This is a genomic window from Sphingomonas flavalba (assembly GCF_047553045.1).
GTDB lineage: Bacteria > Pseudomonadota > Alphaproteobacteria > Sphingomonadales > Sphingomonadaceae > Sphingomonas_L > Sphingomonas_L flavalba_A.
Map to the genome: position 1 here is coordinate 1628380 of NZ_CP180208.1, position 20512 is coordinate 1648891.

20 protein-coding genes and 1 riboswitch are annotated in these 20512 nt (G+C 67.8%); of the genes, 8 read left to right on the top strand and 12 right to left on the bottom strand.

What is annotated here, in order from left to right; translation table 11 throughout:
- Positions 1-19: 19 nt before the first annotated feature.
- Positions 20-1534 carry a DHA2 family efflux MFS transporter permease subunit gene (locus ACMT1E_RS07880; RefSeq protein WP_414899496.1) on the top strand — a complete coding sequence of 505 codons (1515 nt, stop codon included), beginning with the start codon at positions 20-22 and terminating at the stop codon, positions 1532-1534.
- Positions 1535-1541: 7 nt separating this feature from the next.
- Here the strand turns inward: ACMT1E_RS07880 and ACMT1E_RS07885 are convergent, their stop codons facing one another.
- The 7 genes from ACMT1E_RS07885 to ACMT1E_RS07915 all read right to left on the bottom strand — a co-directional run bounded on the left by ACMT1E_RS07885 (position 1542) and on the right by ACMT1E_RS07915 (position 8857).
- Complete coding sequence (locus ACMT1E_RS07885) at positions 1542-2570, bottom strand: aspartate-semialdehyde dehydrogenase (RefSeq protein WP_414899497.1); 1029 nt, start codon at positions 2568-2570, stop codon at positions 1542-1544.
- Positions 2571-2668: 98 nt separating this feature from the next.
- Complete coding sequence (gene gcvPB / locus ACMT1E_RS07890) at positions 2669-4243, bottom strand: aminomethyl-transferring glycine dehydrogenase subunit GcvPB (RefSeq protein ID WP_414899498.1); 1575 nt, start codon at positions 4241-4243, stop codon at positions 2669-2671.
- Positions 4240-5598 carry an aminomethyl-transferring glycine dehydrogenase subunit GcvPA gene (gene gcvPA, locus ACMT1E_RS07895; protein WP_414899500.1) on the bottom strand — a complete coding sequence of 453 codons (1359 nt, stop codon included), beginning with the start codon at positions 5596-5598 and terminating at the stop codon, positions 4240-4242. The genes gcvPB and gcvPA overlap by 4 nt, the downstream gene beginning before the upstream one ends.
- A 1-nt stretch (position 5599) precedes the next feature.
- Positions 5600-6367: a class I SAM-dependent methyltransferase gene (locus ACMT1E_RS07900; protein WP_414899501.1), complete on the bottom strand. Its 768-nt coding sequence runs from the start codon at positions 6365-6367 to the stop codon at positions 5600-5602.
- 1 nt (position 6368) lies between these two features.
- Positions 6369-6740 carry a glycine cleavage system protein GcvH gene (gcvH, locus tag ACMT1E_RS07905; protein WP_414899503.1) on the bottom strand — a complete coding sequence of 124 codons (372 nt, stop codon included), beginning with the start codon at positions 6738-6740 and terminating at the stop codon, positions 6369-6371.
- Entirely contained in the window at positions 6737-7864 is a 1128-nt protein-coding gene (gene gcvT, locus ACMT1E_RS07910; protein ID WP_414899504.1) for a glycine cleavage system aminomethyltransferase GcvT, read from the bottom strand. The genes gcvH and gcvT overlap by 4 nt, the downstream gene beginning before the upstream one ends.
- A 152-nt stretch (positions 7865-8016) precedes the next feature.
- Positions 8017-8115: riboswitch (glycine riboswitch) on the bottom strand.
- Between the two features lie 79 nt (positions 8116-8194).
- The gene (locus ACMT1E_RS07915) at positions 8195-8857 is read right to left on the bottom strand and encodes a hypothetical protein (RefSeq protein WP_414899506.1); all 663 of its coding nucleotides are present in this window, start codon (positions 8855-8857) and stop codon (positions 8195-8197) included.
- Positions 8858-8951: 94 nt separating this feature from the next.
- On the opposite strand from ACMT1E_RS07915, the gene ispH reads away from it, so the two are divergent.
- From ispH to rnhA, 3 genes are read left to right on the top strand one after another with little or no spacing between them, the layout of a single operon-like run.
- A complete protein-coding gene (gene ispH / locus ACMT1E_RS07920) occupies positions 8952-9917 on the top strand; it encodes a 4-hydroxy-3-methylbut-2-enyl diphosphate reductase (RefSeq protein WP_414899507.1) in 966 nt (321 codons plus the stop codon).
- Positions 9918-9920: 3 nt separating this feature from the next.
- Positions 9921-10868 carry a homoserine kinase gene (gene thrB / locus ACMT1E_RS07925; protein WP_414899509.1) on the top strand — a complete coding sequence of 316 codons (948 nt, stop codon included), beginning with the start codon at positions 9921-9923 and terminating at the stop codon, positions 10866-10868.
- Positions 10865-11326, top strand: a complete 462-nt coding sequence (rnhA, locus tag ACMT1E_RS07930) for a ribonuclease HI (RefSeq protein WP_414899511.1) — start codon at positions 10865-10867, stop codon at positions 11324-11326. Before thrB ends, rnhA begins: the two co-directional genes overlap by 4 nt.
- Before the next feature lie 38 nt (positions 11327-11364).
- On the opposite strand, the gene ACMT1E_RS07935 is transcribed toward rnhA, so the two are convergent.
- The 5 genes from ACMT1E_RS07935 to ACMT1E_RS07955 form a co-directional block, all read right to left on the bottom strand.
- Positions 11365-13044: a putative bifunctional diguanylate cyclase/phosphodiesterase gene (locus ACMT1E_RS07935; protein WP_414899512.1), complete on the bottom strand. Its 1680-nt coding sequence runs from the start codon at positions 13042-13044 to the stop codon at positions 11365-11367.
- Positions 13045-13101: 57 nt separating this feature from the next.
- Positions 13102-13653 carry a Smr/MutS family protein gene (locus ACMT1E_RS07940; RefSeq protein ID WP_414899514.1) on the bottom strand — a complete coding sequence of 184 codons (552 nt, stop codon included), beginning with the start codon at positions 13651-13653 and terminating at the stop codon, positions 13102-13104.
- Positions 13628-14920, bottom strand: a complete 1293-nt coding sequence (locus ACMT1E_RS07945; RefSeq protein ID WP_414899515.1) for an MltA domain-containing protein — start codon at positions 14918-14920, stop codon at positions 13628-13630. The genes ACMT1E_RS07940 and ACMT1E_RS07945 overlap by 26 nt, the downstream gene beginning before the upstream one ends.
- Complete coding sequence (locus ACMT1E_RS07950) at positions 14917-15567, bottom strand: Tim44/TimA family putative adaptor protein (RefSeq protein ID WP_414899517.1); 651 nt, start codon at positions 15565-15567, stop codon at positions 14917-14919. The genes ACMT1E_RS07945 and ACMT1E_RS07950 overlap by 4 nt, the downstream gene beginning before the upstream one ends.
- Before the next feature lie 154 nt (positions 15568-15721).
- On the bottom strand, positions 15722-16294 hold the full coding sequence (locus ACMT1E_RS07955; RefSeq protein WP_414899518.1) for a PEPxxWA-CTERM sorting domain-containing protein: 573 nt from the start codon (positions 16292-16294) through the stop codon (positions 15722-15724).
- Between the two features lie 201 nt (positions 16295-16495).
- Between ACMT1E_RS07955 and secB the strand changes: the two genes are divergently transcribed.
- From secB to ACMT1E_RS07975, 4 genes are all read left to right on the top strand, one after another.
- Complete coding sequence (gene secB / locus ACMT1E_RS07960) at positions 16496-17005, top strand: protein-export chaperone SecB (RefSeq protein WP_414899519.1); 510 nt, start codon at positions 16496-16498, stop codon at positions 17003-17005.
- Between the two features lie 34 nt (positions 17006-17039).
- Positions 17040-18602, top strand: coding sequence for a murein biosynthesis integral membrane protein MurJ (murJ, locus tag ACMT1E_RS07965; protein WP_414899520.1), 1563 nt, complete (start codon positions 17040-17042; stop codon positions 18600-18602).
- A gap of 40 nt (positions 18603-18642) precedes the next feature.
- Positions 18643-19650 (top strand): tryptophan--tRNA ligase, encoded by a 1008-nt coding sequence (trpS, locus tag ACMT1E_RS07970; RefSeq protein WP_414903333.1) that lies wholly within the window; start codon positions 18643-18645, stop codon positions 19648-19650.
- Between the two features lie 122 nt (positions 19651-19772).
- Positions 19773-20456: a DUF4136 domain-containing protein gene (locus ACMT1E_RS07975; RefSeq protein ID WP_414899521.1), complete on the top strand. Its 684-nt coding sequence runs from the start codon at positions 19773-19775 to the stop codon at positions 20454-20456.
- Positions 20457-20512: the final 56 nt, after the last annotated feature.

Below are 20512 nucleotides of genomic sequence, written 5' to 3' on the forward strand. Positions count from 1 at the left end.
TCCCGCTCAGGGCGCCGCGATGCCGGTCCGGCACCGCGGCCTCCTGACCGTTGCCGTCATGATGGCAACGGTGATGCAGATCCTCGACACCACGATCGCCAACGTCGCCCTGCCCCATATGCAGGCGTCGCTGAACGCGACGGTCGACAGCGTCACCTGGGTGCTGACCAGCTATATCGTCGCCTCGGCGATCGCCATGCCGATTACCGGCTGGCTGTCCGACCGGGTCGGGTCGCGCAACCTGTTCCTTGGCGCGCTCGCCGCCTTCATCGTCGCGTCGATGCTGTGCGGCATCGCCACCAGCCTGGGCGAGATGGTGGTGTTCCGGGCGTTCCAGGGCATCGCTGCCGCTTTCATCAATCCGCTGTCACAAACCGTGATGCTCGACATCAACCCGCCGGAACGGCAGGCGAAAGCGATGGCGGTATGGGGCATGGGCATCATGGTCGGGCCGATCATGGGGCCGGTGCTCGGCGGCTGGCTGACCGATAATTTCAGTTGGCGCTGGTGCTTCTACGTCAACCTGCCGGTCGGCATCGTCACGCTCATTCTGATGGCCTGGCTGCTGCCGTCGCGGCCGCTGCTCCGACGGCGATTCGACCTGTTCGGTTTCCTGATGCTGGCGCTGGCCATTGCCGCCTTCCAGGTCATGCTTGACCGCGGCCAGCAGCAGGACTGGTTCGCCTCGCCGGAGATCATTCTCGAATGCGGGCTGGCGATCGCCGCCGCCTGGATCTTCGCCGTCCACCTCGTCACCGCGAAGCAGCCGATGTTCGAGCGCGAAATGCTGCTCAACCGCAACCTGCTGACCGCGCTGTTCTTTATGCTGGTCATCGGGCTGATGATGTTCGCAACGATGGCGTTGCTGCCACCCATGCTACAGACCCTCTGGGGCTATTCGGTGATCGACACCGGCATCCTGCTCGCCCCGCGCGGGGTGGGCGTGCTGATCAGCATGTGGATCGCCGGCCAGCTGAGCGAGAAGGTCGACGCGCGCATCCTGATCGGCAGTGGCATGACCATTGCCGCCTTCTCGCTGTGGCAGATGACGATCTGGTCGCTCGACATGGACTGGTACATGATCGTGGTCAGCGGCACCGTTCAGGGCCTCGGCATGGGGCTGGTGTTCATCCCGCTCAACATGAGCGCCTTCGCCACCCTCGCCCCACGCCACCGCACGGAAGGGGCAAGCCTGCTCAACCTGTTCCGCAGCATTGGCTCCTCCGCCGGCATTTCGCTGGTGATGATGATGCTGGTTCGCAACACGCAGACCAGCCATGCCGACCTGAGCGGGCACATCACCCCGTTCAGCCTGCCGTCGATCGACCCCGGCAACGCGCAGATGCTGGGGGATGCGGGGACAACGGCGCTGGCGATGATCGATGCCGAAATCAACCGGCAGGCGTTGATGATCGCCTATCTCGACGACTTCAAGCTGATGATGATCGTCACCCTGCTCGCGATCCCGTTGGTCTTGCTGCTGCGGCGGCCGGCGTATGAAGCCGGCGCGCCGCAGCATATCGCGATGGAATAGGCCGGGTTCAGGCCGCCTTCTTCAGGTGCCGTCGGCCAAGCAGTTCAGCGATCTGCACCGCGTTCAGCGCGGCGCCCTTGCGCAGATTGTCGGACACGCACCACAGCACCAGGCCGTTGTCGGTCGTCGGGTCCTCGCGCACGCGGCTGACATAGGTGGCGAAATCGCCGACACATTCGACCGGCGTTGTGTAACCGCCATCCTCGCGCTTATCGACCAGCATCACGCCCGGCGCCTCGCGCAGCACGGCCTGCGCCTCGCTGGCGGAGATTTCCTTTTCGAACTCGATGGTCAGCGCCTCGGAATGGCCGACGAACACCGGCACCCGCACGCAGGTGGCGACAACTTTGATGTGCGGATCGAGGATCTTCTTGGTCTCGACCACCATCTTCCACTCTTCCTTGGTGAAGCCATCATCGAGGAAGCTGTCGATATGCGGAATGACGTTGAACGCGATCTGCTTGGTGAACTTCTTCGGTTCCGCACTATCGCCGACGAAAATGTTGCGGCTCTGCTCGAACAGCTCGTCCATTCCCGCCTTGCCGGCGCCGGACACCGACTGGTAGGTCGAAACGACGACACGCGTGATCTTCGCCACATCATGCAGCGGTTTCAGCGCGACGACCATCTGCGCGGTCGAACAGTTCGGGTTGGCGATGATATTCTTCTTGGTGTAGCCATCGATCGCATCGGCATTCACTTCCGGCACGATCAGCGGCACGTCCGGGTCAGTCCGGTAAAGCGAGCTGTTGTCGATTACCGTGCAGCCGGCCTTGGCGGCGATCGGCGCGTAGATCGCCGTCGCTTCCGACCCGATGGCGAACAGCGCCATGTCCCAGCCGGCCCAGTCGAAATGCTCGATATTCTTGATCGTCAGCATCCGGCCTGTCTCGCCGAACTCCACCTGGTCGCCAGCCGAGCGCGAGGAAGCAAGCACAGCGATCTCGTCGATCGGGAATTCGCGCTCCGCGAGAATGTTCAGCATCTCGCGCCCGACATTGCCGGTGGCGCCCGCAACTACGACCCGATAACCCATCTGACTGCTCCTTTGGTGCAGCGCGTCAATACTCGCCGCTGGCCGGATGTCCAGCGCGGACAGGTTTTGCGCACTAAAGTTGCGCTGTCCGCGCCGCCCTATTCGGCGGCGACCGGCAGGTCCGGCGCCTTCCACACCAGCACCGGCTTGCGCGCGGCCAGTGTCTCGTCGAGGCGGCGGCGCGGCGCGAAATGCGGCGCCGCCTTCAACGCCGGGTCGCCCGCCCTCGCCCGTTCCACGACGGAACGCAGCGCGCCGATGAACTGGTCGATCGCCGCCTTGCTCTCGGTCTCGGTCGGTTCGATCAGCATCGCGCCGTGGACGACAAGCGGGAAATACATCGTCATCGGATGATAACCCTCGTCGATCAGCGCCTTGGCGATGTCGAGCGTGGTGAAGCCCTCCGCAAATCCGGCGTCGGAGAACAGCGCCTCGTGCATGCACGGGCCGCTGGCGCCGAACGGCGCCTCCAGCACGTCTTCCAGCTGGCGAAGCATGTAGTTGGCGTTCAACACCGCGTCGTCCGCTACCTGGCGCAGACCGTCGGCGCCGTGGCTGAGGATATAGGCGAGCGCACGGGTGAACATGCCCATCTGCCCGTTGAACGCCGTCATCCGTCCAAAGCTGTTCGGATGGTCGTCCTGCGCCGTCTCTTCCTCGATCAGGCGGATATGCCCATCAGCGTAGCGCGCGGTGAACGGCAGCGGGCCGTAAGGCGCCAGCGCCTCCGACAGCACCACCGGCCCGGCCCCCGGACCACCGCCGCCATGCGGGGTCGAGAAGGTCTTGTGCAGGTTGATGTGCATCGCGTCGATGCCGAGATCACCGGGGCGGACCCGGCCGACGATCGCGTTGAAATTGGCGCCGTCGCAATAAACATAGCCGCCGACCGCGTGGACCGCGTCCGAAATCGCCTTCATGTCGCGTTCGAACAGGCCGCAGGTATTGGGGTTGGTGATCATTACCCCGGCAACATCCGGTCCCAGCCGCGCCTTCAGTGTATCCAGATCGACCCGCCCGTCGGCATTGGCCGGGATATTCTCGATCGCGAAGCCGGCGAAGGCGGCGGTCGCCGGGTTGGTGCCATGCGCGCTTTCGGGGACGAGAATGACCTTGCGGTTCTCGCCGCGCGCTTCCAGCGCCGCCTTGATGCACAATATGCCGCACAACTCACCATGGGCGCCGGCCTTGGGCGTCATCGCGACACCGTACATCCCGGTCAGCCGGATCAGCCAGTGCGCCAGTTCGTTGATTACGCCCAGCGCGCCCTGCACCGTATCGACCGGTTGCAACGGGTGAACGTCGGCAAAGCCGGGCAGCCGCGCCAGCTTCTCGTTCAACCGCGGGTTGTGCTTCATCGTGCAGGAGCCGAGCGGGAACAGGCCGAGGTCGATTGCGTAATTCTGCCGGCTGAGCCGGGTGTAATGACGCACCGTCTCCGGCTCCGACAGGCCTGGCAGGCCGATCGCCGCCGTCCGTCCCAGGCCGGCAAGCCGGTCCACGCCAGCGGTGGGAGCGGCGTCGAAATCGACGCCGGTCGTGCTGTTGCCGCCGATCTCGAAGATCAGCGGTTCTTCCAGCATAAGCGCACGATTACCGGTAAAGGTGTCCCCGGCGTTCGCCGCGTCGGATTCGGGGCGCTCCGGGCGCCAGCCGCTCTGGTTGATCGTCATGCCAGCACCTCCTGCAAGCCCTGTGCAAGGGCCTCGACATCCTCCGCCGTCGTCGTCTCCGTCACCGCGACGACCAGACCGTTGGCAAGCGCGTCGACGCCCGGGTAGAGGCGCCCAAGCGACACCCCCGCCAGAATGCTGCGATCGGCAAGGCTGCGGACCACCGGCCGTGCCTCCTTGCTCAGCCGCAGGGTGAATTCGTTGAAGAAGCTGGTGTTGACCAACTCAACCCCCGGCCCCCGTGCCAGCCGGTCTGCGGCAGCGACCGCGGCGGCGTGGTTGGCCACGGCCAGCGCCCGCAGCCCCTTTTCGCCCAGCAGCGTCATGTGGATCGAGAAGGCAAGCGCGCACAGCCCGCTGTTGGTGCAAATGTTCGACGTCGCCTTCTCGCGCCGGATATGCTGTTCGCGGGTCGACAGGGTCAGGACGAACCCGCGCTTGCCCTCGGCATCGACGGTCTCGCCGCACAGCCGCCCCGGCATCTGGCGGACGAATTTCTCCTTGCAGGCGAACAGGCCGACATAAGGCCCGCCGAACTGCAGGCCGACGCCGATCGCCTGGCCTTCGCCGACGACGATGTCCGCCCCCATCTCGCCGGGCGAGCGGATCGCGCCCAGCGCCACCGGTTCGGTGACGACGGCGACGAGCAGCGCGCCCTTTTCATGCGCGCGCGCGGCGATTTCACTCAGATCGCCGATCCGGCCGAGGATGTCGGGATACTGGACAACGACGCAGGATGTCTGGTCGTCGATCGCGGCGAGCAGCGTCGGCAGGTCGGTTTCGGCCGACAGCGCGGGTGCCGCGCTGTGCAGATCGTCGCCGGTGAAGCGCGCCATCGTCTGCGCGACCGACACGTAATGCGGGTGCAAGCCGGCGGACAGCAGCGCCTTGTTGCGGCGGGTGACGCGCCGCGCCATCACGATCGCTTCCCAGCAGGCGGAGGAGCCGTCGTACATCGACGCATTGGCGACATCGCAGCCGAACAGCCGGGCAACCTGGCTCTGGAACTCGAACAGCATCTGCAGCGTGCCCTGCGCGATTTCCGGCTGGTAGGGCGTGTAGGCGGTCAGGAACTCGCCGCGCTGGATCAGATGATCGACGCTGGCCGGCACATGGTGGCGATAGGCGCCGCAGCCGAGGAAGAACGGCACGTCGCCGGCCACCATGTTGCGGCGCGCCAGCGCGGTCAGTTGCCGTTCCACCGACAGTTCGGAGGCGTGGGTCGGCAGGCCGGGCAACGGCCCGTCGAGCCGGACGGCCTCTGGCACGTCGGAAAACAGCGCATCGATCGAATCGACGCCGATGCTGTCGAGCATCGCGCGCCTGTCGGCGTCGGTCAGCGGCAGGTAGCGCATGTCAGAGCGGTTTCCTCATCGTGAATCTCAGGCGGATATAGTCGGCGAGCCAGCGGCCGTCGGGCTGGCGCAGCGCCGGGGCGACGCGCGCCTCGGCGGCGGCGGCGATCGCCGCCTGCTCGGCCTCCGGCACGCTGGCGCTGTCCAGAAAGCCAGCGCGAAAAGTAGTATACCAGGCGGCGGCGCCATGCGGCAGCGGCGTCGGTCGTTCGATCAGCCACGCTTCGATATCGGTGAAGCCGGCGGCGGCGTAGACTGCGGTGAACGCCTCCACCGTCGGGTACCATTGCGGGTCTTCCGCCGGGACCGGGTAGCCGCGCGCGACCAGTTCGTCGCGAATGCCCCGGCGCAGGATCGCGACGTTGCCGTCACCACCCATCTCGCCGACGAAGCGGCCGCCGGGCTTCAGGGCGCGGAACACCCCGGTGGCGACCGCGGCGGGGTCCAGCATCCAGTGCAGCGCGGCATTGCTGAACGCTGCATCGAAGGCGGCGTCGAAGGCGAGCACCTGCCCGTCGGCGACCGCGACGTCGAGGCCGCGCTGTCGGGCGGCGGCGACCATCTCCGCCGATGCGTCGACGCCGTGGACGACGGCGCCGGCGGCAGCCAGCTTTTCGGTCAGCGCGCCGTCACCGCAGCCCAGGTCGAGGATGCGTTCGCCCGGCCGGGGCGCCAGCAGAGCGACGGCCGGCGCGCCAAGCGCCGGCACGAAGCCGGCGTTGACGGCATAGTCCGCCGGGTTCCACTGGCTGGCCGGGTTGCGCGCCATGTCAGAGGGTGGCGATGAACGCCTGGTAGGCGGCCTCGTCCATCAGCCCGTCCAGCTCGGCCGGGTCGGCCAGCTTCAGCTTGAAGAACCAGCCATCGCTTTCCGGTGCGGTGTTGACCAGCGACGGGTCCGCCTCCAGCGCGGCGTTGCCTTCGACCACTTCACCGGAAACCGGCGCGTAGACGTCGGAGGCGGCCTTCACCGATTCGACGACGGCGGCTTCCTTGCCCTTGCTGAGCGCGGTGCCGGCCTGCGGCACTTCGACGAAGACGATGTCGCCAAGCTGCGCCTGGGCGTAATCGGTAATGCCGACCGTCGCGATACCGTCGGCGACGGCGATCCATTCATGGTCGTTGGAATAATGGGTCGTCATTTCGGGCTTCCCTTTCGGTGATAGCGGTGGGGAACGAACGGCATGGCGGCGACGGTGGCGCTGTGCACCTTGCCGCGCTGGGACAGGGTGACCGGCGTACCGGGCGCGGCGAGCGCGGTGGGGACATAGGCCATGGCGATCGCCCGTTCGAGCGTCGGCGAGTGGCCGCCGCTGGTGACGCGGCCGACCTCATTGCCTTCGCCGTCGAGGACCATCGCGCCTTCGCGGACCGGCTGGCGGCCGTCGACGAACAGGCCGACGCGCTTCTGGATCGCGCCCTGTTCGCGTTCGAGCAGGATGCGCTCCGCGCCGGGGAAGCTGCGTTCCTCCCGCCGGCGCTTGGCGAGGGCGAAGCCGAGGTCGGCGCTTACCGGCGTAGTTGTCGGGTCTACATCATGCCCATAGAGCGGCAACCCAGCCTCCAGCCGGAGCGAGTCGCGGGCGCCAAGTCCTACAGGCTTCACCTCCGGCTGATCGGTGAGCAGGGTGGCGACCTGTTGGACCGATTCGGCCGGAATCGACAGTTCGTAGCCGTCCTCGCCGGTATAGCCGGAACGGCTGATCCAGGCGGGAATTCCGGCAATTTCGAACGCCCCGGCTTCCATGAAGAACAGGCCGTCGGCGCCGGGCGCCAGCCGCGCCAGCACGGCCGCCGCCTTCGGCCCCTGCAGGGCGAGGAGCGCCTGATCTTCCATGTGGTTGATCGTGATTTCGTCGGGCAGGCCGTCGCGCAGCACGGCGATGTCGTCTTCCTTGGTCGCACCATTGACCACCATGTAGATGGCGTCGGCGCGGCGCGTGACCATCAGGTCGTCGAGGATGCCGCCATCGTCGGCGAGCAGCAGCGAATAGCGCATCCGCCCTTCCGCCAGCCCCTTGATGTCGCCGGGGAGCAGCCCTTCCAGCGCGGCGTCGGCGGCGTCGCCGATGAACAGCAACTGGCCCATGTGGCTGACGTCGAACAGGCCGGCGGACGTGCGCGTCCACTGGTGTTCGGCCATGATCCCTTCATACTGGATCGGCATCTGGTAGCCGGCAAACGACACCATGCGCGCGCCGTGCGCCCGGTGCCAGGCGTCCAGCGGCAGCAGGCGATCCCCGATTTCGGCTGATTCGTCGGTCATTATCGGTTCCCTGATCTGGTGACAGCGTCGCAAGAGGCCTACGCCCCCCGCTCGACTGCCCCCTCTGTCATGGAACCTGAGAGCTTTCACCGCCCGATCGGCGGCTTACCCCTTCGGTGGGACGGCTTGCGCCGTCCGCTTTTCAGAGTGTCCTGGCCGGCGCGGTCCGTTGGCCTGAGAGTTTCCGGGGCGGTTGCTCCTTCGGCGGCGGCCCCGGTGAAACCGGCACCACGCTCTCCCGCGCGGCCCCGGCGGTTACCCGCCGAAGACGCGCGCAGCCTTGGCCGGGCCAATCGCCCAAGTCAATAAGCCTTGACGATGCCCCGGCGGTCAGCGGGTGACGTTGTACTGAAACTGGTCCGGGTTGAGCTGAAAACCGATCAGCACCTCGAACGTCGCCGTCGCCACCGCCTTGCGCACTTCCGGTTCGGCCAGCGGGTCGATCGACGCGTCCTGATCGCTGGCCTTGCGCTTGCGGGTCAGCCGTTCCCGGATGTTTTCGGGCAGCGATGCCGCCGCCCGGTTGACCACCGCGCTGGCGCTGCCGCTGGCGGAGCCGCGCGCCTCACCATCGGCGAAATGGATGACCACCTGCCCCAGCCGTTTCGACACGACGGCATCGCCGCCGCGCACGACGGTCGAAAAATAGGTCAGCGGCACCGTCCGCGCCCCGCGCGTATCGGCACGCCGCGCCTGCACGTCGAAGGTGGAGGTGCTGACCAGTTCGGCCGACACCTTGTCGTCCTCGCAGGTGGTGCGGATGTTGGTGATCGTCGCGGTCACGTCGATCGCCGCCGCCGCGCGACTCGCCGGCGGATTGAACAGGGTGATGTCCCCCGTGTAATTCGGCACCCCGACCGCCGGGCATGGCGAACGGACGACGTTGACGCCCAGCCCCGCCGCGGAGGCATTGAATTCCCCCTTCTGGCTGCACGCGGCCAGCGCCAGCGGGAGAAGAGCGACGAGAGCGATCGGCTTGGAATGTAGGGGCATGAGGGTCCTTGCACGCGAACGGCCGGCTGATCGGCCCGAAAAGCATAGGAAGGCGCTTCCGCGCAAGCAAGCAATGGCGTAGGGCGTCCGCGAGATGACGGCCACGCCCCCTTCGAGACCCCACCTCAAGCTGTTGATCGCGGCGCCGCGCGGCTTCTGTGCCGGCGTCGACCGCGCGATCCGCATCGTCGAGCTGGCGATCGTCAAATATGGCGCGCCGGTCTACGTCCGCCACGAAATCGTCCACAACAAATATGTCGTCGACAGCCTGAAGGCGAAAGGCGCGGTGTTCGTCGAGGAGCTGGACGAAGTGCCGAGCGACGCGCCGGTGGTGTTTTCCGCCCACGGCGTGCCGAAGGCGGTGCCGCACAAGGCGGCGGAGCGCGGCCTGACCTATGTCGATGCGACCTGCCCGCTGGTGTCCAAGGTCCACCGCCAGGCCGAACGGCAGGTCGAGGCCGGGCGCCACATCATCTTCATCGGCCATCGCGGCCACCCGGAGGTGATCGGCACGCTGGGCCAGGTGCCGGAAGGCTGGATGACGCTGGTCGAAACCGTCGACGACGTCGCGACGCTGAACCCGCCCGACCCGGAAAAGCTGGGTTTCCTGACCCAGACGACGCTGTCGGTCGACGACACCGCCGCCGTCGTCGCCGCGCTGCGCGCCCGCTTCCCCGCCATTCAGGGGCCGCGCGGCGAGGATATCTGCTACGCGACATCGAACCGGCAGGCGGCGGTCAAGGCCATCGCCCGCGCCTGCGACGCGGTGCTGGTGATCGGCGCGCCGAACAGTTCAAATTCGGTGCGGCTGGTCGAGGTGGCGGAGCGCGAAGGCGTGCCGACCCGGTTGATCCAGCGTGCCGCCGACATCGATTTCGCCTGGCTGGACGACGTCGCGACGCTGGGGATCAGCGCCGGGGCATCGGCGCCGGAGCTGCTGGTCCGCGAAGTGGTCGACCGGCTGGCGGAGCGTTTCACCGTCAGCGAGGAGGAAGTGACGAGCATGACCGAGCGGATGGTGTTCAAGCTGCCGCACGGCCTGGACAGCGCGTCGGCCTGATCGATGGCGGTTTACACCCATGTTCCGGCCGAGGTGCTGGACGCGCTGCTGACCCGCTACGCCGTCGGCACCCTCGTTTCCGCCAAGGGCATCGCCGAAGGGGTGGAGAACAGCAATTATCTGGTGGAAACCACCAAAGGGCGGTTCATCCTCACTTTGTATGAGAAGCGCGTGGCGGCGGCGGACCTGCCGTTCTTCATGGCGCTGCTCGACCATCTGTCCGCCGCCGGCTGCCCGGTGCCGCGCGCCATCCCCGCCCGTGACGGCACCCAGATCCAGACCGTCGCCGGCCGCCCGGCATGCCTGATCGAATTCCTGTCCGGCGTTTCGCCGACGACGCCCACTGCGGCGCAGGCCGGGGCGGCGGGCGCGGCGCTGGCACGGATGCACCTGGCGCTGGCCGATTTCACCGGCGCGCGGCCGAACAGCCTGGGCATCGCCGGTTGGCACCAGTTGGCCGCCAATTGCGGCGATGCGCTCGACCGGATCGCGCCGGGGCTTGGTGGACGGGTGGCCGATGAACTGGCCTGGCTCGACGCACACTGGCCGGCGGCGCTACCGCAATCGGTGATCCACGCCGATCTGTTTCCCGACAATGTGCTGATGCTGGGCGACGCGGTGACCGGCGTCATCGACTTCTATTTCGCCTGCACCGAGGTTCGCGCCTGGGACCTGGCCGTCGCCCATGCCGCCTGGTGCTTCGACCCCGGCGGAACCCGGTTCGACCCGGCGCTGTCGGCGGCGATGATCGGCGGATACGAGGCGGCGCTGCCGCTGAGCGATGCGGAGCGCGCGGCGTTGCCGGCGCTGGCGCGCGGCGCCTGCCTGCGTTTCCTGCTGACCCGCGCCTGGGACTGGCTGAACACGCCGGCGGACGCGCTGGTGACGCGCAAGGACCCCCTCGCCTTCCTCAACCGGCTGGACGCCTATGCCGGCGGCGGGCTGCTGTGAGCGACGCGCTGCCGACAGTCGAGATTGCCACCGACGGGGCGTGCAAGGGCAACCCCGGCCCCGGCGGCTGGGGCGCCATCATCCGGTCCGGCGCGCGCGAGAAGACGCTGTCGGGCGGCGAGGCGCTGACCACCAACAATCGCATGGAGCTGACCGCCGCGATCATGGCGCTGGAGGCGCTGAAGCGGCCGTGCCGCGTGACGCTGACCACCGACAGCCGTTACGTGATGGACGGGCTGACCAAATGGATCCACGGCTGGCGGCGCAACGGCTGGAAGACCGCCGACCGCAAGCCGGTGAAAAATGCCGACCTGTGGCAGGCGCTGGTCGCCGCCGCGGCGCCGCATACGGTGGAATGGGCGTGGGTGAAGGGCCATGCCGGCCACCCCGACAACGAGCGCGCCGACACGCTGGCAAGCGATGCGGCGCTGGCCATGGCCGGGGGCGGCGCGATTTAGCCGCGGCGGCCGCAGGCGACGGTCGTGGCGGAAAGGGTTCAGGCGACGACCGGGGTGGCGGCGCGTTCGTTCAGCCAGGCGCCGAACGCCGCCTCCGCCATCGGGCGTGCAACGGCATAGCCCTGAATCATGTCGCAGCCGATCACCGCGAGCACGGCGCGCTGTTCTTCGGTTTCGACCCCTTCGGCCACCGCCAGGCAGCCGACGCCATGGATCAGCCCGATCACCGCGTGGACGACGTTGCGCGCTTCTTCCGATTCGGCGATGTCGACGATCAGGCTTCGGTCGATCTTGACCTTGTCCAGCGGCAGGGCGCGCAGGCGGGCGAGGTTGGAATAGCCGGTGCCGAAATCGTCGATTGCGATCGTCACCCCTTCGGCGCGCAGGGCGGCGAGCGCGGCGAGCACGGTTTCGCCGCATTCCATCGCCAGCGTTTCGGTGATCTCGATCTCCAGCCGGCTGGCGGGCGCGCCATGGCGGGCGAGCACCGCGCGCAGCCGGGAGAAGAATTCCGGCCGGGCGATTTCGCGCGGGCTGACGTTGATCGCCAGCCGCGCGACCCCGGCATGGTCCGCCCAGCGGGCGGCCGCCGCCGCCGCCGCGTCGATCACCCAGTCGCCGATCGGCGCGATCAGGCCGCTGTCTTCCGCCCGGCCGATGAAGCTTTGCGGCAGGCGGGTGCCAAGCAGCGGATGTTCCCAGCGCAGCAGTGCTTCCGCGCCGACCGTCCGGCCGCTCGCCAGATCGACCTGCGGCTGGAACACCAGCGCGAATTCGCCATGATCGAGGGCATGGCGCAGATCGCGTTCAATTTGCAGGTTGGTTTCCAGCCGGTCGGCGAGCGCGGCGCTGAACTGCTGCACCTGGCCGCGCCCGCTGTCCTTGGCATGGTACATCGCGGCATCGGCGGCGCGCATCAGATCGGTGAGCGCGCGGCCATGCGCCGGGCGCAGCGCGATGCCGATCGACGCGCCGATTTCCACCTGATGTCCGGCAAGGTCGAACGGCTCCGTCAACGCGTAGAGGATATCGCGGGCGAGTGTGCGCGCCGCGTCCGGTTCCGCGATTTCGGGCACGAGAATGGTGAATTCGTCGCCGGCGAGGCGGCCGATCAGCGGCGGACGGGCAAAGCGCGGCACGCCCTGCCCGTCCGGCGCGACGACGGCGCGCAGCCGGTTGGCGACCATAGCCAGCAGGTGATCGCCCTGCGCGTGGCCCATGCTGTCATTGACCGCCTTGAACTTGTCGAGATCGATGAACAGCAGCGCCGACAGCGTGTCGACCGGCAACTCACGCAGCATGGCCGCCGCTTCGCGGCGGAAGTTGGTGCGGTTGGCGAGCGCGGTGACCGGATCGTACATCGCCAGCGTGTGAACGCTTTCAAGATTGCCGCGCACCTGCGCCAGTAGCCCGTCTAGCGAGCGGGACAATTCCGGTAATGCGGTGGCGACTGGTTCCGGTGTCGGCGACAGCAGGTCGCCTTCCGCCGCGCTCGCCAGCCGCGCGATTGCGGCGTCGATCGCCTCCGCCACGCCGGCCAGCGCCCGTTCGGCCGAGGCCCAGCTCATCACCGCGCAGATGATCGCGATGACCAGCGCGACATAGAATCCGCGCCCGCCGCCATGGGCGGCACCGGCCAGCATCGCCAGGATGAACGACACGGCGCCGACACAGAAAGCAAAGGCAATCGCCCTGCTTTTCAGTGAATTGCCTTCCATGTGCCGCCGCCGTCCCCCCAACCCCGAAACGGCAATGCTACACCTTATGGGTTAAGATTATCTGCCCAGCCGGCGGCGGCGCAACACGATGTAAAGCGCGCCGGTGCCGCCATGGCGCGGATGGGCGCCGCGCACCGCCGCGATGCCGGCGGCGTGGCGGGACGCGGCCAGCCAGTCGGCGACGGCGGCGCGGATCGCGCCGCGCCGTGCACCGTCGCCGCGCGGCGGCTTGCCGGTGACAAGCAGCATCAGCCGCGCCTCCGCCGCGATCGCCCGCGCCAGTCCTTCGTCAAGCACCGCATAGGCGGAAGCAAGGCTGTGGCCGTGGAGGTCGACGGTCAGGTCGGGCGCGACCAGCCCGCGGCCGAGCCGCCGGTCCCAGCCGCCGTCAAGCGTATTGGCGGGGGGCGGGGGCGGCGTGCGCGGTGGCGGGGGTGGTGGCGACGGGGGCCGCGCGGCGGCGGGCTTCGCGTCGGACGGGCGCGGGGTTGGAGAGGCCGGGCGCGGCGGCGATGCCGGCGGCGGCGTGCGGCCGGGCAGCGGCGTTACCGTCGCGATCACCCGCGCCCAGAGCGCGCTTTCTTCAGCGCCGAGCGGCCGATCCGCCATAGCCGCCCTCCACCTGCAACCGGGCAAGCGTGCCGATGGGCAGCAGCAGGAAGGCGGTGCCGCGACCGGACATGCCGCCGGCGATCGCCCGCGCCTGATCGCCCGCGCCCCAGAAAGTGTCGAAACGGTTGGCGCCCTTGATCGCGCCGCCGGTATCCTGCGCCACCCAGATGCCGGTGCCTTCGCGCCGGTCGAGCGACAACCAGACGGGCGCGCCGAGCGGCACGAATTTCGGGTCGGCGGCGACGGTGGCATGGCCGGTGACCGGAACACCCATCGCGCCCACCGGCCCCGGCCCGGTCAGTTCGCGGAAGAACACCCAGCTCTTGTTCTCGCGCATCACCGCGCGCCCTTCGGCCGGGTTGTCCCGCAGCCACTGGACAATGCCCTGCATCGACGCCTGACCGGGACCGATCAGCCCGCGATCGCGCAGCAGCTTGCCGATGCCGGTGTAATCGCGGCCGTTCTGGCTGTCATAGCCGATCCGCATCACGCTGCCGTCGGGCAGGCGCAGCCGGCCGGAACCCTGAACCTGGAGGAAGAAGAATTCGATCGGGTCCGCCGCCCAGGCCAGTTCCAGCCCGCGCCCGGCGAGCGCGCCGTCCTCTATCTCCGCCCGGTCGAAATACGGCAGAAAGGCGGTGCCGGCGACGCGGCCGCGAATCCGCCGCCCCTTCAACTCTTCGGAAAAAGCGCCGAGATCGACGTCGATCAGGTCGCCCGGCCGGCGATAGACCGCGACCGGATAGGCGGCGGACGGGGTGCGCGACCCAGCGATTTCCGGTTCGAAATAGCCGGTGGCGAAGGCGGCGCCGCCGCCGACCTGCGCGGTTTCGAACCAGCGGGTGAAGAAGGCGACCGGATCGGCGGAGTCCGGGGCGGCGGCCGCGGCATCGCAGGCCCGGCGCCAGTCTTCCGCGCGGGTCAGACCCGACGCATCGCCGCGCCGGAGCAGCGCCGGACAACTGATTCGGAACGCCTGCAGCGCCAGACGCGCCTGTTCGCGGTCGAAAGGCAGGCTGGACACCAGCGGCCCGCCGACGACGCCGGCCTGCCGCGCGGTGCCGGAATCGACCGGGATCGGCGCCGACGGCATCGGCGGCAGCGGGGTCGCCGGGGTCGGCTGGGCCGCGCGGTCAGGCGCGGGGCGCGGGGCCGGGTACGGCTGGGGCGACGGCGCGGAAGGCACGCCGGCCGGCACCAGTCGCGGCGCGCAACCGGACAACAGAACGGCCGCGGCCAGCGCCGCGCCGAGCGCCGCCCTCACGCCGCTTCGTCGGTGTCGCTCAGAACCCAGTTCGGGTCCTTGTCGCGCACGGTGCGGCTGAAGGTCCAGACATCATGGGTGGGAACGGCATCGGTCAGCGAACCGGCAAGCACCTTGCCTTCGCTATCGCGGGTAACGGCGGCTATGTCCGCGTCGAAGCGCACGGTGATGCTGGCGACCTTGTCGCTTACCGAAGCCGCGGAAATCACGGCGCGCTCTATCGACACCAGCCGATTGTCGAGCACTTCGCCCGCCGCCGTGCGCGCGGCGATCGCGTCGCTGAACGACCGGCGCACCTCATCCGAGGTGAGCCAGCCCAATTCTTCCTCGTCGCCTTTCCAGAACGCCTCAAGCACCATGCGATAAGCGCTGCGCGCGCCGTCGAGGAAGCGGCCGGCGTCGAAGCTGGGATCGGCGGCGACGATAGCGCGCAGCCCGGCGGCGGCATCCGGTTCGATCAGGCTGTCGACCGGGGGCGGCGCGTCTGCGGCGATTTCGGGAACCGGGCGCATCGTGGGCGCCGTCACCACCCGCTCGCTGGCAGGGCGCGGGAGCGACTGTTCATGGCCGCTGCGCTTACCCAGCACCATATACAGCCGCAACGCCAGAAACGCTGCCACCATGGCAAGAAGAACGACTACGAGCACCTACCCTCCGTCTGCGTGCGGCGTGTTCGACCTACATAAGCGCGCGATGCGAAGGATTCAAATGCCCGATTGAAATATCGCCCACCCGCGAAACGGGCCGGCATGGCGGCACCGTGTCGCGGCGAACCGGCATTGTTGCCCTGCCCTGCCCGTTTCAGGCAGCTGCGGCGAGACGCATCCTACGCCCTTTTCGCAGCGCTGCGCCGGCAAAACCAAAGCCGAGAACCATCATCGCCCATGTCGCGGGTTCAGGGACCGCATTCCCTAACAAGGTGAAAACCGGCGTACCGCCGCCTTGGATGATGCTGCTCGGGCTTAGATACGCGAAATAATTGCTGGGATTGAGACCAAACACGGAGACTTGGATCGGGGTAAACCCATCGGTAAAGCCAAAGCCACGGATGCCGTCAGGTGCCTCGACCGACGATTTGAACGTCAGATGCGTCAGATTGCCACCCGCGTCGAAATGGGCCGCGTTGCTAAGGCTCGCCGCCTGAAAGCTACCATCCAATAGATTTGCAGCGAAATTGGTGACCAGCCCAGTGTCGGTGTCGGCGGAAAATGTGCCCGTGAAAACATGTCCGGTGAATGGATTACCAGACGGATTGACCGGAGAGCTGCGGGTGATCTCAACTGAGAAAGCATAATTCAAAACGGCGCCTGAAGACGGCGCCGTCTGAACGGCAAACACCGTCATCAAACCGAATGCTATAAGTGAATTTTTCATCCCCCATCCCCCCGCTCAATTTATCTGCCCTTCCGTTCTACATGGAGCAATCTCACGCTCAAGTGGGCGCGACAGGTTATCGTCCCGTTTCGGGACAAAGCCATGTCCGCCACCCGATCGACCGACCGCATTGCCCTGTCTCGTCCCTCCATGCTAGGCGCGCGGCCGATCCATTTTTCGGAACATGAAGGGTTTGTTGCAATGGCCATCGAAACGGACGCGCCGAACACGGGTGAGGCGCTTGGCAACGGCGCAGACACGCTGCCGCAGATCGGCCTGATTTCCCAATATGTTAAGGACTTGTCGTTCGAGAACCCGAACGCGCCTTCCGTCTACCAGTGGCAGAGCCAGCCGCAGATCGACATCCAGTTCAACATCGCGTCGAACAAGGTCGCCGACGACGTCTACGAAGTGACTCTGAAGGTTGAGGTCCGCGCCGAGGGCGACGGCCAGGTCGCGTTCCAGGTCGAGCTGGCCTATGCCGGGCTGTTCGGCGCCCGCAACATTCCCGAGGAGCAGCTTCAGCCGTTCCTGCTGGCGCAGGCGCCGGCGCTGATCTTCCCGTTCGCCCGGCGGATCGTGGCGGACGCGGTGCGCGACGGCGGCTTCCCGCCGCTGCTGCTCGATCCGATCGATTTCGGCGCGCTTTACATGCAACAGGCGCAGGCACAGGCGGCGCAGATCGACGCCGGGGTCGCCGGACAGGCGTGAGCCAGGGCCGCCCGGACAGGGAGGCACGCGGCCGGTGAGCCTGGTCCGCAACACGGCGACGATCGGCGGGCTGACCCTGGTCAGCCGCATCCTGGGGTTTGTGCGCGACACGCTCGCCGCGCGCTATCTGGGTGCCAGCTTTGCCAACGACGCCTTCCTGATCGCCTGGCGGCTGCCCAACCTGTTCCGCGCGCTGTTCGCCGAAGGCGCGTTTTCCGCCGCCTTCGTGCCGATGTTCAATCGCACGGTCGGCCGCGAGCGCGACGGCTTGCCCAAGGCGCTGCGCTTTGCGGAGGACGTGCTGTCCGTCCTGCTGCCGGTGCTGGTGCTGTTCACCGCGCTGATGATGCTGGCGGCCGGGCCGATCGTCTGGGCGATGACCGGCGGTTTTCCCGACGGCGGGCCAGGCAAGTTCGAATTCACCACCGAACTGACCCGGATAACCTTTCCCTATCTGCCGCTGATCAGCCTGGTCGCGCTGCTCGGCGGCATCCTCAATTCGCTCGACCGTTTCTGGGTCAACGCGGCGACGCCGGTGCTGCTCAACGTCGCGCTGATCGCCGGGCTGCTGTTCTTTCGCGGCGAGACCGAGATGGAAACCGCGCGGACCCAGGCGATCGCGGTCAGCATCGCCGGCGTCCTCCAGCTCGCCTGGATGATCCACGCGTGCCACCGCGCCGGGGTTCGCCTGCGGATCAAGCTGCCGCGGCTGACGCCGGAGGTGAAGCAGTTGCTGCGGCTGATCTGGCCGGCGGCGCTGGGGGCCGGGGCGGTGCAGTTCAACCTGCTGGTGTCGACCGCGCTGGCCGCCACCTATTTGCCGCAGGGTTCCGTATCCTACCTTTATTATGCCGACCGGCTGAACCAGTTGCCACTGGGGCTGATCGGGATCGGCGTCGGCACCGCGATGCTGCCGGCGCTGTCGCGCCAGATCGGCCGGGGCGACGAAGCCGGGGCCGGCCATGCCCAGAACCGCGCGATCGAGCTGGTGCTGCTGCTCACCCTGCCCGCCACCGCCGCGCTGATGATCGCGGCGACACCGATTTTGCGCGCCCTGCTCCAGCATGGCGCGTTCACCGCCGCCGACACGGTGGCGAGCGCGGCTGCCCTCTCCGCCTTTTCCGCCGGCCTGCCCGCCTATATCCTGATCAAGGTGCTGGTCCCCGGATTCTATGCGCGGGCCGACACCAAGACGCCGGTCAAGATCGCGCTGGTGTCGATGCTGGTCAACCTGGTCGGCAACCTGGCGCTGATGTGGCATTTCGCCCATGTCGGGCTGGCGATTTCCACCGCCGTCGCCGCCTGGGTCAATGCCGGCCTGCTCTATTTCGTGCTGCACCGGCGCGGGCAGCTGCGGATCGACCGGCAACTGGCGGTGACCACGCTGCGGCTGGGGGCGGCGACGGCAGTGATGGCGGTGCTGCTGGTCTTTGCCGCGCCGATCGTCGACGGCCATGTCGGCGGTGGGCTGATCGCCCGCGTCGTCTGGCTGGGCGGGTTCATGGCGGTGGCGGCGGTGCTGTTTTTTGCCGCGGCCTTCCTGTTCGGGGCGCTGCGCCCGGCAGAGATCCGCCGGCAGCTACGTCGCGGCGCTTGACCTTGGCGCCCGTGGCAGCGACAGCGCAGCCATTATGACCATGCGAATCGTATCCGGCATCCAGCCGACCGGCAACCTGCACCTTGGCAACTATCTGGGCGCGATCCGCAACTGGGTACGGATGCAGGACGAGAACGCGGCGGCGGGCGGCGACACGCTGTTCTTCCTCGCCGACATGCACGCGATCACCGTCTACAACGACCCGGCGACGCTTACCGCCAACACCCGCGAAATGGCCGCCGCGTTGATCGCCGCCGGCATCGACCCGGCCAAGGCGGTGCTGTTCAACCAGGCGCGCGTCCCCGCCCATGCCGAATTGTGCTGGCTGCTGAACGGCACCGCGCGGATCGGCTGGCTGAACCGGATGACCCAGTTCAAGGAAAAATCGGGCAAGAACCGCGAGAGCGCGAGCGTTGGCCTGTTCGCCTATCCGGTGCTGCAGGCGGCGGACGTGCTGCTCTACAAGGCGACGCACGTGCCGGTTGGTGAGGACCAGAAGCAACATCTGGAGCTGGCGCGCGACGTCGCCACCAAGTTCAACACCGATTACGGCGTCGAGCTGTTCACGCTGCCCGAGCCGATCATCCCGCCGGCGGCGGCGCGGATCATGAGCCTGCGCGACGGATCGGCGAAGATGTCGAAATCCGACCCGTCGGACATGGCGCGGATCAACCTGACCGACGACGCCGACCTGATCGCGCAGAAGGTCCGCAAGGCCAAGACCGACCCGGAACCGCTGCCGGAGGATATCGGCGGGCTGGATGGCCGGCCGGAGGCGCGCAACCTGATCGGCATATACGCGGCGTTGACCGATGCCACCCCGGCAGCGGTGCTGGCCGAGCATGCCGGCAAGGGCTTCGGCCAGTTCAAGGCGATCCTCGCCGAACGGTTGATCGAGACGCTGGCGCCGATCCGCGCGCGTTTCGAGACGCTGAAGCAGGACCCGGCCGAGATCGACCGGCTGCTTGCCGTCGGCGCGGCGCGCGCGGCGGAGCTGGCGGCGCCGACGCTGGCAGGCACCTACGCCGCGCTGGGGCTGTGCCGCTAAGCGTTCGGTCCAACGCCGAGGAGCCTCTTGTCGTCGCGGGCGTTCAAGCCATATTCAGTTGCGAAGGTGCACTGATCGTACACCTAGGGGAGCTGTTCCCCGCGAGTTGAAGGTTGCGAACGATGTCGATGTCCAAGACAATTCTCGCTGCGGCCGCGCTGCCCCTGCTGGCGCTGGGCGGGTGCGCCTCGTCGTTCAGCGCGAACGTTTCGCGCTTCCAGCAGCTTCCGGCGCCACAGGGCCAGACGTTCCACGTTCAGGCCGACGATCCGCGCCTGAGCGGCGGGCTGGAGTTCAGCCAGTACGCCAACCTGATCAGCGCCCAACTTACCCGCGTCGGCTATCGCCAGGCGGCGGAAGGCGAGCGCGCCGACCTGACCGTGTCGGTCGCCTACGGCGTCGACAAGGGTCGGGAGCGCATCCGTTCGACGCCGTCCACCGGCTTTGGCCGCTGGGGCGGCGGCTGGGGTTGGGGCGGCTGGGGTGGCTGGGGCGGTTATCGCCCGGTCATTACCCGCCACGGCCGCATCGCCTATGTTCCCGGTTTCTATGACCCGTTCATGTGGGGCGGCTGGGGCTGGGACAATGACGTGACCAGCTACACCGTCTACACCAGCCAGCTGAACATGAAGATCGACCGCTCCGCCGATGGCAAGCGGCTGTTCGAAGGCAAGGCGCAGGCGATCTCGCGCAACAACGACCTGCCCTATCTGGTGCCGAACCTGGTCGAGGCGATGTTCACCGGTTTCCCCGGCAATTCCGGCGAGACGGTCAAGATCACCGTGGCGCCCCCGCCCAAGGGGTAAGCGAACCTGAAACGCCACCGGGCTCCTGCGCAAGCAGAAGCCCGGGTCGGCCATTC

Coding starts and splice junctions, on each gene's coding strand:
- ACMT1E_RS07880 (WP_414899496.1), top strand. CDS start 20: ATGCCGGTCCGGCACCGCGGCCTCCTGACCGTTGCCGTCATGATGGCA.
- ACMT1E_RS07885 (WP_414899497.1), bottom strand. CDS start 2,570: ATGGGTTATCGGGTCGTAGTTGCGGGCGCCACCGGCAATGTCGGGCGC.
- gcvPB (WP_414899498.1), bottom strand. CDS start 4,243: ATGACGATCAACCAGAGCGGCTGGCGCCCGGAGCGCCCCGAATCCGAC.
- gcvPA (WP_414899500.1), bottom strand. CDS start 5,598: ATGCGCTACCTGCCGCTGACCGACGCCGACAGGCGCGCGATGCTCGAC.
- ACMT1E_RS07900 (WP_414899501.1), bottom strand. CDS start 6,367: ATGGCGCGCAACCCGGCCAGCCAGTGGAACCCGGCGGACTATGCCGTC.
- gcvH (WP_414899503.1), bottom strand. CDS start 6,740: ATGACGACCCATTATTCCAACGACCATGAATGGATCGCCGTCGCCGAC.
- gcvT (WP_414899504.1), bottom strand. CDS start 7,864: ATGACCGACGAATCAGCCGAAATCGGGGATCGCCTGCTGCCGCTGGAC.
- ACMT1E_RS07915 (WP_414899506.1), bottom strand. CDS start 8,857: ATGCCCCTACATTCCAAGCCGATCGCTCTCGTCGCTCTTCTCCCGCTG.
- ispH (WP_414899507.1), top strand. CDS start 8,952: ATGACGGCCACGCCCCCTTCGAGACCCCACCTCAAGCTGTTGATCGCG.
- thrB (WP_414899509.1), top strand. CDS start 9,921: ATGGCGGTTTACACCCATGTTCCGGCCGAGGTGCTGGACGCGCTGCTG.
- ACMT1E_RS07935 (WP_414899512.1), bottom strand. CDS start 13,044: ATGGAAGGCAATTCACTGAAAAGCAGGGCGATTGCCTTTGCTTTCTGT.
- ACMT1E_RS07940 (WP_414899514.1), bottom strand. CDS start 13,653: ATGGCGGATCGGCCGCTCGGCGCTGAAGAAAGCGCGCTCTGGGCGCGG.
- ACMT1E_RS07955 (WP_414899518.1), bottom strand. CDS start 16,294: ATGAAAAATTCACTTATAGCATTCGGTTTGATGACGGTGTTTGCCGTT.
- secB (WP_414899519.1), top strand. CDS start 16,496: ATGGCCATCGAAACGGACGCGCCGAACACGGGTGAGGCGCTTGGCAAC.
- trpS (WP_414903333.1), top strand. CDS start 18,643: ATGCGAATCGTATCCGGCATCCAGCCGACCGGCAACCTGCACCTTGGC.
- ACMT1E_RS07975 (WP_414899521.1), top strand. CDS start 19,773: ATGTCGATGTCCAAGACAATTCTCGCTGCGGCCGCGCTGCCCCTGCTG.